Genomic DNA, 15,685 nt, shown 5'->3' on the forward strand with positions numbered 1-15,685 from the left:
ATACCGCTACGCTGCGACCGACGATGCTGGACCTTCCTTCACCACGAGACCCTCCATGAGCAATACACACGGCAACGACCGCCGCATCGACAACATCGAATTCAACGTCGGCGATATCGCCCGCAGCAAGGCGTTTTACGGCACCGTATTCGGCTGGACATTCACCGACTACGGCCCGGCCTACACCGAGTTCAACGATGGGCGCCTGTGCGGTGGTTTCACCACCGGCGAGCCGGTGGTGCCCGGTGGCCCGCTGGTGATTCTGTACGCCGACGATCTGGCAGCCACCCAGCAGCGCCTGGAAGCGGCCGGCGCCATCATCAGCAAACCGGTATTCGCCTTCCCCGGCGGGCGACGCTTCCATTTCCGCGACCCGGACGGCTACGAGCTGGCGGTGTGGACGGCAGCATGACGCCAGCCCGCCACGGGAAGAGCCGACCGTTGGTCGGCTCTCCCGGAGGAGCGCGCAGGCGCCCTGGCGTCCTCAGTCGCGCGCGACCTGGAAGCCGGCGAACGACTGGCTGACCGGCATCACCTCGAGGCGGTTGATGTTGAGGTGTGCCGGCAGGTTGGCAACCCACAGGATCTGCTCGGCGATATCGTCGGCGGTCATGGGGTTTGCCCCGGTGTAGAGCGTGTCCGAGGCGGCCTGGTTGCCGTGGGTGCGCACCAGGGTGAACTCGGTTTCGGCCATGCCCGGTTCGATGGTGGTCACACGCACGCCGGTGCCGTGCAGGTCCGAACGCAGACCCAGCGAGAACTGGCTGACGAACGCCTTGGTGCCGCCGTAGGCATTGCCGCCGGGGTACGGATACACCCCCGCCACCGAGCTGATGTTGATGATCGCGCCCTTGCGCGCCACCAGCTGCGGCAGCAGGCGGTGGGTCAGGGTGACCAGGGCGGTGACATTGGTGTCGATCATGGTGCGCCAGTCGTCCAGCGAGGCGCTCTGTGCCGGAGCGGTGCCCTGGGCCAGGCCGGCATTGTTGACCAGCAGGTCGATGGCGGCGAAGTCCGCCGGCAGGGCGGCCAGCGCGGCCTCCATCGCGGCGGTGTCGCGCACGTCGAAGACGGCGGCATGTACGCGCTCGGCACCATAGGCGTCAACCAGCGGCTGCAGCCGTTCGGCACGTCGCCCGGTGGCGATGACGCGCCAACCGGCCTGGGCGAAGCGATGGACGGCGGCAGCGCCAAAGCCGGAGGTGGCGCCGGTAATCAGAGCGGTACGGGTCATCGGGGTACTCCGTGGGAATCCCCTGCATTTTCGCACCGATCAGCGGATGCGGAACACGCGCGCCTTGGGCAGGTCTTCATCCACCTGCAGGAACCAGCGCCCGGCGATGCCAGGCACCACCACGATGTCGGGGTTGCTGCGACTGGCCTTGAGTGTGATCTCGCCCTTGAGCACCTGCCACTGCTGGCCGTTGTCCAGGGTGAACACGGTACCGGGCGCCCAGCCATCCACCTGGCCGGTGACCTTGGCCTTGATCGGCCCGTCATCCAGGCCGGGGAACATCGCACCCGGTGCCGGACCTCCCGCGGCAGCCATCGGCGCCGCAGCCACCGGCACCGCCGGGGTGCGGGCATCGGCCTCGCGCAGCAGGCGGTTCAGGGCCTGCAGCTGAGCCGGGCTGAGCCCCACCTGCGCCAGTTCCTGCGGGTCCACGCGCGCTTCAATTGCCACATACGGGACCTGGGCGGCGGCCGTTCCGGCCAGCCACAGCATCCCCACACCCGCCACCGACTGCCACCTGCGCATTGCCTGCTCCACTGCCTGTACGGGCTCGATGGCGGCACTGTGCTTCACTTTCATGGCAGCCAGATGACAGCCACGCCGGTCGCGCCGGGCACTGAGGCCGGCAGGGGGTAAAATGGCGGCCAGCCGCGCAGCCGCGCCGGCGGTATTGGACGTCACATGATCAACAACGATGTACTGCGCAGCATCCGCTACATGCTCGACCTCAGCGACGGCATGATCGTCGACACCTGTGCCCTTGCCGATCCGGCCTTCGTGGTCGACAAGGCCGACGTGGCCGGGTGGCTGCGCAAGGAAGACGAGGAAGGCTTCGTGGCCTGCGACGACCGCACACTGGCGCACTTCCTGGACGGACTGATCGTGCACTTCCGTGGCCGCGACGAGAGCCAGCCGCTGCGCCCCGTGGAAAAGCGCATCACCAACAACCTGGTGCTGAAGAAGCTGCGCGTGGCCTTCCAGCTGAAGGACGTGGACATGCACGAGATCTTCCAGCAGGCCGGTTTCCCGGTGTCCAAGCCGGAGCTGTCGGCGCTGTTCCGCCAGCCGGACCACAAGAACTACCGTGCCTGCGGCGACCAGCTGCTGCGCAACTTCCTCAAGGGCCTGACCCTGCGCGTGCGCGGCGCCTGAGCCCCACGCCGGTACGTGGCTCCGCCTGCGGGGCCACGTGCTGCAGCAGTTCGTCCATGAACGCCCGCGCCGCCGGTGTGGGCAGTTTCGACCACACCGCATGCACGCGCCGCACCGGCGCATCCTGGATGGCGACACAGGCCACGCCGGTAAAGCCGGCGGCGATCTGCGCGGGCACGATGCCCACCGCCAGGCCCTGCTGCACGAAGCGCTCGATCAGCGACATGTGGTTGATCTCGAACGGCACCCGGTGTGGCAACCCGGCCGCGGCAAAGGCTTCGTCGGTCTGCCGGCGCGCGCCGCTGCCGTACTGGAAATCCACCAGCGGCAGCTCGGCCAGCGCGGCCAGCGACAGCCGTCTGCGGTTGGCCAGCGGGTGCGCGGGCGGCAGCACGGCCACCATCGATTCCTCGGCCAGCAGGCGATGGCAGGCGCCGTCGATGGCGGTGCCCGGCGACAGGCCGACCAGGGCGACATCCACGCGACGCTCGCGTACGTCGTCCATCAGCACTTCGCTCCTGTCCATGCGCAGACGGAATTCCACCTGCGGGTAGCGCGTGTGGAAGGCCGCGAGGCAGGCGACCAGGTCCACGGCGGTGAGCGAGGTGATCTGGCCGATGGTGAGCGTGCCGCGCACCTGGCCCGCCACGGCCGCGACGTCTTCGCGCAAATGGCGCAGCGCGTCGAGCACCTGGCGCGCGTGAGTGAGCAGGACCTCACCGGCCGGGGTGACCCGTACCTGGCGCGGCAGGCGTTCGAACAGGGTCGCCTGCAGCTCTTCTTCGAGGTGCGCGATCTGGTGGCTGAGGGCGGACTGCACCACATGGCAACGCGCGGCGGCCCGGGTGAAGCTGCGCTCTTCGGCCAGGGCCACGCAGAATTCGAGCTGTTTGAGGTTCACGCCGGCATCTCCACTACCCATCTCATTTTCAGATGCGTTGGATGATAACTATTCATTTCCATCATCACGCAGGGAGGCGGACACTGGCGTCCCCCTGAAGTCTGGAAGCCGCATGACCGCCGATGTCCACACCCCCCTGAGCCGCTGGCAGGTGCTGCTGATGGCCTTTGCCACGGGCGTGGCGGTGGCCAGCAACTACTACGCCCAGCCACTGCTGCACACCATCGCCAGTGAGTTCGGGGTGTCGTTCGGGCGCGCCGGGATGCTGGTGACGGCCGCGCAGTTGAGCTATGGCCTGGGCGTGGTGCTGCTGGTGCCGCTGGGCGACATGTTCGAGCGGCGGCGGTTGATCGTGGTGATGTCGCTGTTGTCGGCGGCCGGGCTGGTGGTGAGCGCAGTGAGCCATACGTTCGTCTGGCTGGTGGTGGGTACGGCGATCACCGGCCTGTTCTCGGTGGTGGCGCAGGTGCTGGTACCGTTCGCGGCAACGCTGGCGCGGCCGGAAGAGCGTGGCCGGGTGGTGGGCACGGTGATGAGCGGGCTGCTGCTGGGCATCCTGCTGGCACGCACGGTGGCCGGCGCACTGTCGTCGCTGGGCGACTGGCGCTGGGTGTACTGGATGGCGGCGGGCACGCTGGTGCTCACCACGTGGGTGCTGTATCGCGTGCTGCCGCGCTTCCATCAGCACGCGGGCCTGGGCTATGGCGCGCTGCTGCGCTCGATCGGCACGCTGTTCGTGGAGGAGCCGGTGTTCCGCCTGCGCACACTGCTCGGCGCGCTGAGCTTTGCGATGTTCGCGATGTTCTGGACACCACTGGCCTTCCTGCTGGCGGGTGCGCCGTACCACTACAGCGATGCGACGATCGGGCTGTTCGGCCTGGTGGGCGCGGCGGGTACGTTGGCGGCAGGCGTGGCAGGCCGGATGGCCGACCGTGGCAAGGCGGCCCTGGCGACGACGCTGGCGCTGGTGCTGCTGGCCGCGTCGTGGCTGCCGCTGGGCTTCTCGACGCAGTCGCTGGTGGCGCTGGTGGTGGGCGTGCTGCTGCTGGACCTGGCGGCGCAGCTGCTGCACGTGAGCAACCAGAACGTGGTGTTCGCGTTGCGCCCGGAGGCGCGCAACCGGCTCAACGCGGGCTACATGACCGGGTACTTCATCGGCGGTTCGGTGGGCTCGCTGGTGTCGGCGCAGGTATACGGCGCATACGGGTGGACCGGCGTGTGCGTGACCGGCGCCGGTGTGGCGGCGATGGCGATGGCGGTATGGGCGATGGCCCGCGGGCGCGGGTAGCACCCGAGGGCAGCAGCCGACCAACGGTCGGCGCTGCCTGTTGGTGTCAGAAGGTGGTCTGCAGCGCGAACTCGACGCGGGAGCCGGCGTTGCCGGGGAACAGGCGTTGGGCGGCGCGGTCGGTGTCGTGCGCGGTCAGGCGCAGCTCCCACGGGCCGTGGACGCGCCAGACGGCGCTGAGCTGGCCATGCAGGTAGTCATCGCTCTGTGCGCTGTCGAGCCAATAGTGGCCGATGGCACCTTCAAGCCGCCACGCCTCGCCCAGCGGCAGGCGTGCGCCGAGCTGGGCATACGTGCCCCCGTGGCCGCCGGCCAATGCGTTGTCCGATACGCCCACCTGCAGCCAGTAGCGCTGCTGCCAGGTCAGCGTGCCGTTGAGCTCGGTCCAGTCCAGGTCCACGTTGGCCGACGGGTACAGGTAGCGGGTCAGGTTGACGTCCACCGCCCAGTCGTTGGCCACGGCACCGCTCCACCCGGCCACCAGATCGAATTCGCTGCGTGCACCGTTGTCGGGCTGGAACGACACGCCCGAGCCCCAGGCCGAGGCATACCAGCCGCGCGAACTGGTCAGCTTCACGCCGGCCTGCGCCGCCGGATCGCCATCGCTCTGCGAACTGCCGCGCCAGACGTAATCGGAGGTCAGGCTGGCGTTGCCCTCCACTGCGGCCGCCGCCGCACCACTCATCGCCAGGCCCACCAGCAGGCCGCTGCAGCAGCGCACCAGGCGCCCTTTCACTTGTTCAACCACCACGTTTCCACTCCAGGGACGGCGGCGCCGTCGAGGCGTGCAGTGTTCCCGGGGCGGCCGTAAAGCCGCTATGGCGCACCGGCCGGATCGGCGCAAAATCGCTGTAAATCCTCTGTTTCGGGATGGCGCGAGGAGCGCGCGGTATCATGACCGCTCCGACCTGCTGCGAGTAATCACGTGGACGCGATCCTGACCCCGGTATCGATTGGCGAGCTGATCGACAAGATCACCATCCTGGAAATCAAGGCCGAGCGCATCACCGATGCGGCCAAGAACGCCAACGTGCGCCTGGAACTGGAGGGGCTGTTGCCGCTGTGGCAGGAACTGCTGGCCGCTCAGCCGGGCCTGGAGGCGCTGAAGTCGGGGCTGAAAGTGATCAATGCCCGCATGTGGGACATCCAGGACCAGCTCCGCGACAAGGAAGCGGCCCAGGACTTCGATGCGGTGTTCATCCAGCTCGCGCGCGGTGTTTACGGCACCAATGGTGAACGCGTCAAAGTGAAGAACGAGATCAACCGCATCGCCGGCTCGCAGCTGGTCGAGGAAAAGCAGTACCAGGGCGAGTAGACCCTCGGCCCGACGCCGGGCCTACAGCCCGGTGGCGGCCATGAAGCGTTCGCGATCCTGCTGGGTACGCCGCCGGATCTCGGCGAGCGCCTCGTTCTCGGTGGCTTCCAGCATCGACTCGAACAGCCGCTGGAAGTGGTTGCGCATGGCCAGCCGGGCCGCAGCCGGGTCGCGCTGGCGCAGGGCGTCGAGAATGGCGGTGTGTTCTTCGTCGCGGGTGTCGTCGTCGTTGTGGCAGACGTTGGCATAGACCTGCTTGACGCGCGGCAGCTCGTTGCGCATCCGCCAGATCAACTGCACGCAATGCTCCACCACCGGGTTGCCGGCGATGCGGGCGATGGACAGGTGGAACTGCCGGTCGGCCTCGCTGGCGGCGGCCTCGCCCGAAGCCGGGTCGACCATCGCGGCGATCAGGCCGGCCAGATCCTGCAGTTCCTCATCGGTGATGCGGCTGGCCGCCATCGCCGCCGCTTCGGCCTCGATCACCGCGCGGGCGGCGGTGAGGTCGAAGGCCGAGACATCCGGCAATGCGCCCGGTGCCTGCGACGGACGGGCCTTCACATAGACGCCCGAGCCGGTCTTGATGGTGATCAGCCCCTGCGCTTCCAGCGCGATTTCCGCCTCGCGCACCGTCACCCGGCTGACGCCCAGGCGTTCGGCCAGGTCGCGTTCGCCGGGCAGGCGCGAGCCCGGCGGGAATTCGCCTTTCTCGATCAGCGCGACGATTTCGGCGGCAATGGACTGGTACAGACGGGGTTCGGACATCATCAAAGGCCTGGCTGACAGGTGGCTGGGGACCGACACGCGGGCCGCGCCCTCAGAGAGCGGCGCGGTCCTGGAACCGCGCCACTGACCTCAGAAGCGGTAGCGCACCCCCAGATAATAGCGCCGCCCGTAGGTGGTGTACTCGCGGAAGCTGCCGAGGATGGGCATATCCGACACCCGCGGCTCGTCGGTGAGGTTGCTGGCCGACAGCGATACCGACAGGTGCTTGTTCACCTTGTAGGTGGCGCGGAAGTCCAGCGCGCCATTGTCCCGCACGTAGCGGTTCTGCGACGGGTCGCCGACGAACTGCTGGTAGTAGTCCGAGCGGTACTTGTAGATCGCCTGCAGATCCAGCTTGCCCAGACCCCAGTAAACCTGCGCCGACGCCACATGCCTGGACAGGCCGAAGATGTTGGCCGGCTCGACGATACCCGGGGTGACCACCCCGGTGGCGGGGTTGGTGGACTCGCCCAGTCGCAGGTCTTCGGTCTTGAAGTTGGAATCGGCGTAGTTGTAGCTGGCCTTCACACCCAGCCCGGAGAAGATGCCCGGAAGGTAGGAGAAGCTGTGCGAGGCGGTGAACTCCACGCCGAACAGATCGCTCTTCTGGTCGCTGGTGGCCAGCTGTTCCACCGGCACGGTCACGCGCTGGCCGTCGATGTCGAAGGTCTCATCGACGATCACCGGCATCGAGCCGCCGTTGAACTGCTTGTAGTACACCGCCGTGGACACCATCGTGTCCGCATTGGCGTACCACTCCAGCGACACGTCGGCATTCCACGACATCAGCGGCGTGGCGCGCGGGTTGCCGGTGGCGGTGATGCTGCGCAGCGCGTCGGCGACGCTGCTGAACTCGGCATCCACCTCGCCCAGGTTGAACGTGCGGCCGAAGCCTTCGGCGGCCAGGTCCGGGCGCGACATCGCCCGGTAGGCACCCACGCGCAGCAGCAGGTCCGGGTGCAGTTCGAAGGCGGCATTGAAGCTGGGCAACCACTCGGTATTGCTGGACTTGAGCACCTGCGAGGTGAAATCGCCGGTGGGCTGCAGGGTCACGGTGCCATCGGGGTTGTTGACCACGTCCAGGCCGCTGCGCAGTCCCACCGAACGCACCTCGGTACGCACCCCGCGCACGCCGATGTTGCCGGTGACCGGCAGGCCGAACCACTCGGCGCTGTAGTCGCCCATCAGGTACAGCGCGCTGGTTTTCTCGGTCACATCGTTGTTGGCCGGGTTGCGCAGGTCGGCGCTCAGGCCGGTGTCGTCCTGGCCGGTGAAGGCCTTGAACAGGCAGCGGCTGTCGAAGCTGGCCCAGCGGTCGATGGTGTTGCCGCTGGCATTGGCCAGGAAGTCGTCCTGCGGGAAGTCCTGGCGGCAGGCGAGGTTCGCGGCGCGGATCGCGGCGACATTGGTGGTGGTCACGTCCACCGTGTCGGTGTAGTCGGTGTAGGTCGCCTCGGAGCGGCGCAGGCCACCCTTGATCGCGGTGAAGAAGCCGCTTTCCGGGGTGAACGCGGCATCGAAGCGGCCGGCGCGGATGGTGTGTTCGCGATGCTGCTGGCGGCGGCGCACCAGGGCCGAGTCGGTGAAGTTGTCCGGGTTGTTCACATCGAACGCCGGGTCCAGGGTGATGCTCGGCACATCACCGCTGTAGTCGTAGGTGTAGTCGACGTAGCGGGTGTTCTTGATGCCGCCCACCGGTCTGCCGTTGACGTCGGTGCGGCCGGCGCGCAGGCGGGTGGAGCGTTCGATCTGGTCGCGGCGCGTGTTGGAGTAGGACAGGTCGGTGGAGAGCGTCCACGCCGGGGTCGGCCGGAAGATCACGTTGAGGCCGCCGCCGGTGTACTCCTCTTTGCGCTCCAGGAAGTTGCCGGTGGAATCGACCGTGGTGCTGCCGGTGTGGTGCAGCAGCGCGCCGTCGTCACTGACCACGCGGTTGTTGAGGTTGCGCATCATCGAGGACAGCGACAGGTCCGAGCGGTCTTCGGTGTAGTCGCGCTTGGAGAACTGGTAGTCCAGGTTCACCTCGACCGCATCGTTGGGCCGCCACTGCAGCGCGGCGAACTGCGAGTCGCGCTTGTCGTGCTCGATGAACTGGCGGTAGATGCGGCTGCCGGGCACCAGGTAGTACGGCACGCCGTTGGCCACCTGGTTGCCGTTGACCTGGGTGCAGTTGCGGGTAGCGCCCACCACTTCGCGGCCATCGCAGGCCACCCAGGTGGAACTGCTGGAGAGCATTTCTTCCGGGTTGCTGCCTTCCAGCGCCTGCACGCCGATGGACACCCCGAGCTTGCCCGCTGCGCCCATGTCGAACTGGTCGATGTAGCTGGCCGTGCCGCGCCAGCCCACACCGTCCTTGTCCTTGAGCCGGTCGTCGTACTCCTGCCATGTGCCGCGGCCATCCACCTGGAAGGTGCGCTTGCCGTACTCCAGCGGTTTGACCGTTTCCATGTTGACCGTACCGGCCACGCCGCCTTCGACGAAGTCGGCGCGCTGGGTCTTGTAGATGGCCACGGTGTTGATCAGTTCGGACGGGAACTGGTTGAAGTTCACCGAGCGGTCGCCGCTGCCGTTGGTCGCCTCGCGGCCATTGAAGGTGGACGAGCCGAGGAACGGCCCCAGACCGCGGATCGAAATTTCCGACGCGCCGCCCTTCTCGCGGTGCGTGGAGGCGCCGGTGATGGTTTCGATGGCCTCACCGATCGACAGCGCGGGCAGGTCGCCGATGTCCTCGGCCGCCAGCACATCGGAGACCACGGTCTCCTCGCGCTTCTTGTCGATCGAGGTCTGGATCGTGCCGCGGATGCCCGTCACCTGGACCTGGTCCAGGGTGGTGGCCTGCGCCGGCGGGGTCGCCGGGGCATCGGCATCCTGTGCGCGGGCCAGCGGCAGGGCCGCGGTGGCGCAAAGGGCGTAGAGCAGTGCGCCATGCAGCGCGGTGTGGCGAAGGCCTCGTGGCGAGGCCGTACGGCGGTCATGCAACATCGTGATCTCCCTCCCAGGATGGATCGTCCGACTACACGGATTCGATCCGGACAATTCACGGTTGCTGGACCAATGTCAATGAATTGGTACTAAAGTCTACCCAGGTTATCCACCCAGACCACTTTGGCGACATTTAATGTGCGGATGCAGCAGAAATATGCGCAACCGGCCAACCACATGCGCCTAAAGTGGTATGCAACTGTGGTTGACGCGCGCCGCGCACAACCTGTTACGATCCGGACTCGCGTTGGACGCCACGGTTGATCTGGGAGGGTAAGCCTGTGACTTTGCACCATTCGCATGCGCCACCGGCGCTGCGCCCGCTTGCGGCGGCATTGGCCGCAGGCCTGCTGCTCGGCACCCTGCCGGCGTTGGCGGCAGATCATCTGGTCCACGACGCCGCCGGCTATGCGCAGGTGGCCGGCCGGCTGCAGCCGGGTGATACCGTGATCCTGGCCAACGGCGTCTGGCGTGATATTGACCTGCTGCTGCGCGGAACCGGCAAAATTGGTCAACCAATTAGATTGACGGCACAGACGCCGGGCCAGGTGATCCTCAGCGGCCAGTCGCAGCTCCGGCTTGCCGGCGCGTACCTGGAGGTGTCCAACCTGGTGTTCCGCGATGGCTGGGCGCCGGGTGGCGAGGTGGTCTCCTTCCGCGCCTCGTCGAAGGAGTGGGCCAACCACAGCCGGGTGACCGGGGTGGTGATCGACCGCTACAACAAGCCGGACCGTCAGCAGTCGGACAACTGGGTGGGGATGTACGGCCAGCACAACCGCTTCGACCACAACCAGCTGGTGGGCAAGACCAATGCCGGCACCACCCTCGTGGTGGTGCGCAACGCCACCAGCGGCCTCGACAACCGCCACCGCATCGACCACAACTGGTTCGGCCCGCGCCCCAACCTGGGCAGCAACGGCGGAGAAACGCTGCGCGTGGGCACCAGCCACGATTCGCAGTCCGATTCGCACACGGTGGTGGAGAACAACTGGTTCGACCACTGCGACGGCGAGGTGGAGATCGTCTCCAACAAGTCCGGCGGCAACCTGTACCGCGGCAACGTGTTCTTCGCGTCGCGCGGCTCGATGGTGCTGCGCCACGGCCACGGCAACGTGGTGGAGCGCAATGTGTTCCTGGGCAACAACAAGGCGCATACCGGCGGCGTGCGGGTGATCAACCGCGGCCAGATCGTGCGCGACAACTATTTCGAAAACCTGGCCGGCGACAACTTCGCCGCCGCGCTGGCAGTGATGGCCGGCACCCGCGACGCGCCGCTGAACCGCTACGAGCAGGTGGCCGATGCGGTGATCGAGCGCAACAGCTTCATCAACGTGCGCCAGCTGTTCCTGGGTGCCGGGCTGGATGACGAGCGCAACGCGATGCCGGTCAACAGCCGCATGACGGCCAACCTGTTCATTGGAGACGGCAAGCAGCCCCTGCTGCGCGGCCAAGGCGACCTGTCGGGCATCGCCTTCAGCGCCAACGTGCAGAGCCCCGCCGTTTCGGTCGGCTTCCCGGGCGGGGTGAGCGCGGCCAAGGTGACCCTGCAGCGCGCGGCCAACGGCCTGCAGTACCCGGTGGACCCCATCGCTGCCGGTGCGCCGCGCGACCTGGCACCGATCGCCCGCGACCAGGTCGGGGTGGCGTGGTACCCGAAGGCGCTGGACACCACCGCACTGGACAGCGGCAGCCTGCGCCAGGTGGCGCCGGGCGAGGACACCCTTACCCGCGCCATCGCGGCCAGCGCCCCGGGCGACCGCCTGCAGCTGCAGCGCGGCCAGTACCGGGTGGACCAGGTGCTGGGCGTGAACCACCCGCTGAGCGTGATCGGACCGGCACGCGGCCAGGCGCGCCTGCAGTTCACCCGCCCTTCCCTGTTCGAGATCCGTGCCGGTGGCTCGCTGAAGCTGTCGCGACTGGACATCGACGGCGCACTCGCCCCGGACACCGCCGGCAATGCGGTGGTCCGCATCGCTCCGGGCAGCCAGGCGTTCAACTACACCCTGCTGATCGAGGACAGCCGCATCCACGGGCTCACCGCCAACAAGGCGTTCGATGTGGTCAATGCCGGCAAAGGCAGCCTCGCCGCGCGCATCGGCATCAGCAACACCACGGTGGACGACATCAGCGGCAGCGTGATCGCCGCCGCCGCCGAAACCGATGACCTGGGCACATACAACGCCGAACAGGTGGACATCGTCGATTCGCGCTTCACCCGCATCGGCGGGCCGCTGCTGGACCTGTATCGCGGCGGCACCGACGAGAGCACCTTCGGCCCCTCCCTGCGTGTGCAGGGCAACCAGCTGCAGGCCGTAGGCGTGGCCGACGACACCAGCCTGCGCCTGCATGGCGTGCAGCAGGCCACCCTGGTGGACAACCAGTTCGCGCACAGCGGCCGCGTGCGCTTCAGCCACCGCGTGGGCGAACCCCGCCTGCGCGTGCGCAACAACGTGCTTACCGCCACGGCGGCAATGCAGTCCGATACTCCTGCCGAGACCCTGCCATGACGCGTTCCACGCCCCTGTTGTTGCTGCTGGCCGCTTCCCTTGGTGCGGCGGTGCTGCCCCCCGCGCACGCCGCACCGGCCCGCGCCCAGCAACCGGCGGCCGATGCCACCACCCCGGTGCTGGTGACGCCCGCCCAATGGACACAGATGCGCCAGGACGGCGCGCGCTTCCCCCTGTTCGCGCGGGAACAGCAGCGTGCCGAACAGCGCGTGCGCGCGATGATGAAGGCGGGCATCGACGTACCCGCTCCCAAGGACAAGGGCGGCGGCTACACCCATGAGCAGCACAAGCGCAATTACCAGGCCATCCAGGCTGCCGGGGCGCTGTACCGGCTGACCGGCGACACGGCCTATGCCGACTACGCGCGCGACCTGCTGCTGGGCTACGCCGCGCTCTATCCCGGGCTGGGCGCGCACCCGCAGGGACGCGGCCAGATCCCCGGCCGGCTGTTCTGGCAGACCCTCAACGATTCGGTGTGGCTGGTCAGCGCGGTGCAGGGCTACGACGCGATCCGCGACACCCTCAGCGCTGCCGACCGCGCCACCATCGACAACAACGTGTTCCGCCCGATGGCCGACTTCCTGAGCGGTACGCCGGAGAACTTCGACAAGATCCACAACCACGCCACCTGGGCAGTTGCCGCGGTGGGCATGACCGGCTACGTGCTGCGCGACCCCAGCTACGTGGACAAGGCGCTGAAGGGCAGCCGGCGCGATGGCAACGCCGGTTTCCTCAAACAGGTGGACCAGCTGTTCTCGCCGGACGGCTATTACGAAGAAGGCCCCTACTACCAGCGCTATGCGCTCGCACCGTTCATCCTGTTCGCCAACGCCATCGAGCGCAACGCGCCGCAGCAGGGCATTTTCAAGCGGCGCGACGGGGTGCTGCTGAAGGCGGTGGATGCACTGGTGCAGACCAGCTACGGCGGCTACTTCTTCCCGATCAACGACGCCATCCTGGACAAGGGCTTGGACACCGAGGAACTGGTGGCCGGCATCGACATCGCCTACGCGCAGACCGCCGATGCGCGCCTGCTCTCGGTGGCCAAGGCACAGAAGCGCGTACTGCTCTCGCCCGAGGGCCTGCAGGTGGCCCAGGCGCTGGCGCAGGACAAGGCCACGCCGTTCGACTTCGTCCCCACCCTGCTGCGCGACGGACCGGAGGGTACTGAAGGCGCGCTGGCGATCCTGCGCATGGGCGGTGCCGATGGCCAGGCGCTGGTGATGAAGAACACCAAGCAGGGCATGGGCCACGGCCACTTCGACAAGCTCAACTGGCTGTTCTACGACAACGGCCAGCGCGTGGTCACCGATTACGGCGCGGCGCGCTTCCTCAACATCGAGGCCAAGTCCGGCGGCATCTACCTGCCGGAGAACACCAGTTGGGCACGCCAGACCATCGCCCACAGCACGCTGGTGGTGAACGAGCAGAGCCATTTCGGCGGCGACTGGAAGAAGGGCCAGGCGCTGGCACCGACGCCGCTGCTGTTCGCCACCGGCCACGATACGCAGATCGCCTCGGCGCGCATGGTGGGTGCCTACGACGGCGTCGCCTTCACCCGCACACAAGCGCTGCTGTCGCACCCGGCACTGGGCGAACCGGTGGTGCTGGACCTGCTGCGTGTCACCGGCAGCAAGGCGGCACGCTACGACCTGCCGCTGCATTTCAATGGCCACATCATGGAGGTCGGGTTCAAGACCCAGTCCGCAGTGACGGCGCGGCCGGTGCTGGGCAAGGCCAACGGTTACCAGCATGTGTGGATCGATGCGGCCAGCGAGCCCACGAGCGAGGCGCGCAGCCTCACCTGGCTGCTTGGCGGCCGCTTCTACACCTACCGCTTCGCCAGCACCGCGCCCTCGCGTGCGCTGATCGGCGAGAGCGGCGCCAACGACCCCGCGTTCAACCTGCGCCGCGAACCGATGCTGCTGCAGCGCGTGGACGGCCAGGCCGCCACCACCTTCTACGGCGTGCTGGAACCGCACGGCAGGTACGACGGCACCGCCGAAACCGTGCGCGGCGCCAACAGCCGCATCGACCGTATCGCCCACTACCGCGGCAAGGATGCCGACGTGCTGGTGCTCGACCTGGCCGGCGGCCAGCGCATCGCGCTGGGCATCGCCGACGAACCGGGCAAGGCCGGCAGCCATGAGGTCAGCGGCGACGGACAGCGCTGGCGCTGGGAGGGCGGCTGGAAGCGCTTCGACACCGGCACCGCTACCGGCAAGGACAGCAAATGAAGGTCACCACGCAGGCCCGTACCTACGTCCGCTGGCTGATCGTGGGTTTGATCGCCGTGGCCACGGTGATCAACTACATCGACCGCAATGCCCTGGCCGTGATGTGGCCGCAGATATCCAAGGACGTCGGCGCGACCAAGGAAGACTACGCGCTGCTGGTCACCGTGTTCATGCTGTTCTACGCGGCCGGGCAGTTCGTGTTCGGGCGGCTGTTCGACATCATCGGTACCCGGCTGGGCTTCGCCCTGTCGATCGCGGTGTGGTCGATCTCCATCGCCCTGCATTCGGTCACCCATTCGATCCTGTCCTTCAGCCTGGTCCGCGCCCTGCTCGGCATCAGCGAAGCCGGCGCATGGCCGGGTGCGGTGAAAGCCAACGCAGAGTGGTTCCCGGCACGTGAGCGGGCGCTGGCGCAGGGCGTGTTCAATGCCGGCGCGTCGATCGGCGCAATCGTGTCGGCACCGCTGATTGCCGTGCTGTTCCTGTGGCTGGGCTGGCGCGGCACCTTCATCCTGATCGGCGCGATCGGCTTTGTGTGGCTGCTGCCCTGGCTGATCATCTACCGCGCCGGCCCCGACAAGCACCCGTGGGTGAGCGCGGCCGAGCGTGCGCTGATCCTGGATGCCCCCACCGAAACGCCGGCCGTGCCCAAGGCGGAGTACGTTCCCAACGTGCGCCAGCTGCTGGGCCATCGGCAGACCTGGGGCATCCTGATCTCGCGGTTCTTCCTGGACCCGATCTGGTGGCTGTTCGTATCGTGGCTGCCGATCTACCTGGCCGACACCTTCGGCTTCGACATCAAGCAGATCGGCATCTTCGCCTGGGTGCCCTATGTGGGCGCGATGATCGGCAGCCTGGGTGGCGGCTGGTTGTCCGGCCGCCTGATCGGCGCCGGCTGGAGCGTGGACAAGGCGCGCAAAGTGGTCATCACCCTGGGGGGCGCGATCATGGCCCCGGCGCTTCTCGGCGCCGTGCTCGCCACCGACCCGGTGTGGGCCGTCATCACCATCGCCTTCGTGCTGTTCGGCTTCCAGATCGCCATCGGCAACATCCAGACCCTGCCCGGCGACATCTTCAGCGGCAAATCCGTCGGCTCGGTGGCCGGCCTGGGCGGCATGGCCGCGGTGGCCGGCACGCTGATCACCACCTGGCTGGTACCGGCCATGACCCACCAGTCCTATGCCCCCATTTTCATCCTGGTGGCGGCGCTGGTGCCGGCCTCGCTGCTGGCGCTGTGGCTGGTCACCGGCCGCGTCGAAAAACTCGATGGGCCGGCCACGCCGCGCTGAGCCCCACCCCTTCCT

13 protein-coding genes are annotated in these 15,685 nt (G+C 67.7%); 7 read left to right on the forward strand and 6 right to left on the reverse strand.

The genetic code is table 11. From position 1 onward, the window contains the following. Positions 1-55 precede the first annotated feature (55 nt). Positions 56-412 carry a VOC family protein gene (locus OC534_RS09600; RefSeq protein ID WP_017357045.1) on the forward strand — a complete coding sequence of 119 codons (357 nt, stop codon included), beginning with the start codon at positions 56-58 and terminating at the stop codon, positions 410-412. 72 nt (positions 413-484) lie between these two features. Here the strand turns inward: OC534_RS09600 and OC534_RS09605 are convergent, their stop codons facing one another. Further along, entirely contained in the window at positions 485-1,234 is a 750-nt protein-coding gene (locus OC534_RS09605; protein WP_017357044.1) for an SDR family NAD(P)-dependent oxidoreductase, read from the reverse strand. A gap of 39 nt (positions 1,235-1,273) precedes the next feature. Then, on the reverse strand, positions 1,274-1,813 hold the full coding sequence (locus tag OC534_RS09610; protein WP_243746307.1) for a hypothetical protein: 540 nt from the start codon (positions 1,811-1,813) through the stop codon (positions 1,274-1,276). Between the two features lie 102 nt (positions 1,814-1,915). Between OC534_RS09610 and OC534_RS09615 the strand changes: the two genes are divergently transcribed. Beyond that, the gene (locus OC534_RS09615; RefSeq protein ID WP_017357042.1) at positions 1,916-2,386 is read left to right on the forward strand and encodes a DUF1456 family protein; all 471 of its coding nucleotides are present in this window, start codon (positions 1,916-1,918) and stop codon (positions 2,384-2,386) included. Here the strand turns inward: OC534_RS09615 and OC534_RS09620 are convergent. Next, a complete protein-coding gene (locus OC534_RS09620; RefSeq protein ID WP_136006796.1) occupies positions 2,352-3,287 on the reverse strand; it encodes a LysR family transcriptional regulator in 936 nt (311 codons plus the stop codon). The two genes, OC534_RS09615 and OC534_RS09620, sit on opposite strands and share 35 nt — an antisense overlap. Before the next feature lie 112 nt (positions 3,288-3,399). On the opposite strand from OC534_RS09620, the gene OC534_RS09625 reads away from it, so the two are divergent. Then, the gene (locus OC534_RS09625; protein ID WP_017357040.1) at positions 3,400-4,575 is read left to right on the forward strand and encodes an MFS transporter; all 1,176 of its coding nucleotides are present in this window, start codon (positions 3,400-3,402) and stop codon (positions 4,573-4,575) included. Positions 4,576-4,621: 46 nt separating this feature from the next. Here the strand turns inward: OC534_RS09625 and OC534_RS09630 are convergent, their stop codons facing one another. After that, positions 4,622-5,296 carry a TorF family putative porin gene (locus tag OC534_RS09630; protein WP_262071745.1) on the reverse strand — a complete coding sequence of 225 codons (675 nt, stop codon included), beginning with the start codon at positions 5,294-5,296 and terminating at the stop codon, positions 4,622-4,624. 204 nt (positions 5,297-5,500) lie between these two features. Here OC534_RS09630 and OC534_RS09635 point away from each other — a divergent pair, with 204 nt between their 5' ends. Then, entirely contained in the window at positions 5,501-5,890 is a 390-nt protein-coding gene (locus OC534_RS09635; protein ID WP_262071709.1) for a DUF6165 family protein, read from the forward strand. A 21-nt stretch (positions 5,891-5,911) separates the two neighbouring features. Here OC534_RS09635 and OC534_RS09640 read toward each other — a convergent pair whose 3' ends face one another. Then, positions 5,912-6,655 (reverse strand): FadR/GntR family transcriptional regulator, encoded by a 744-nt coding sequence (locus OC534_RS09640; protein WP_136006792.1) that lies wholly within the window; start codon positions 6,653-6,655, stop codon positions 5,912-5,914. 90 nt (positions 6,656-6,745) lie between these two features. Continuing rightward, on the reverse strand, positions 6,746-9,637 hold the full coding sequence (locus OC534_RS09645) for a TonB-dependent receptor (RefSeq protein WP_262071710.1): 2,892 nt from the start codon (positions 9,635-9,637) through the stop codon (positions 6,746-6,748). A 281-nt stretch (positions 9,638-9,918) separates the two neighbouring features. On the opposite strand from OC534_RS09645, the gene OC534_RS09650 reads away from it, so the two are divergent. From OC534_RS09650 to OC534_RS09660, 3 genes are read left to right on the forward strand one after another with little or no spacing between them, the layout of a single operon-like run. Continuing rightward, positions 9,919-12,144, forward strand: a complete 2,226-nt coding sequence (locus OC534_RS09650; RefSeq protein ID WP_262071711.1) for a polysaccharide lyase 6 family protein — start codon at positions 9,919-9,921, stop codon at positions 12,142-12,144. Further along, positions 12,141-14,381 carry an oligoalginate lyase gene (locus OC534_RS09655; protein WP_262071712.1) on the forward strand — a complete coding sequence of 747 codons (2,241 nt, stop codon included), beginning with the start codon at positions 12,141-12,143 and terminating at the stop codon, positions 14,379-14,381. Before OC534_RS09650 ends, OC534_RS09655 begins: the two co-directional genes overlap by 4 nt. Next, the gene (locus OC534_RS09660) at positions 14,378-15,670 is read left to right on the forward strand and encodes an MFS transporter (protein WP_017356892.1); all 1,293 of its coding nucleotides are present in this window, start codon (positions 14,378-14,380) and stop codon (positions 15,668-15,670) included. Before OC534_RS09655 ends, OC534_RS09660 begins: the two co-directional genes overlap by 4 nt. The last annotated feature ends 15 nt before the right edge of the window (positions 15,671-15,685 follow it).

Origin of the sequence: Stenotrophomonas sp. Marseille-Q5258, from assembly GCF_946900935.1 — a bacterium.
In the GTDB taxonomy this organism is placed as follows: Bacteria; Pseudomonadota; Gammaproteobacteria; order Xanthomonadales; family Xanthomonadaceae; genus Stenotrophomonas; species Stenotrophomonas nematodicola.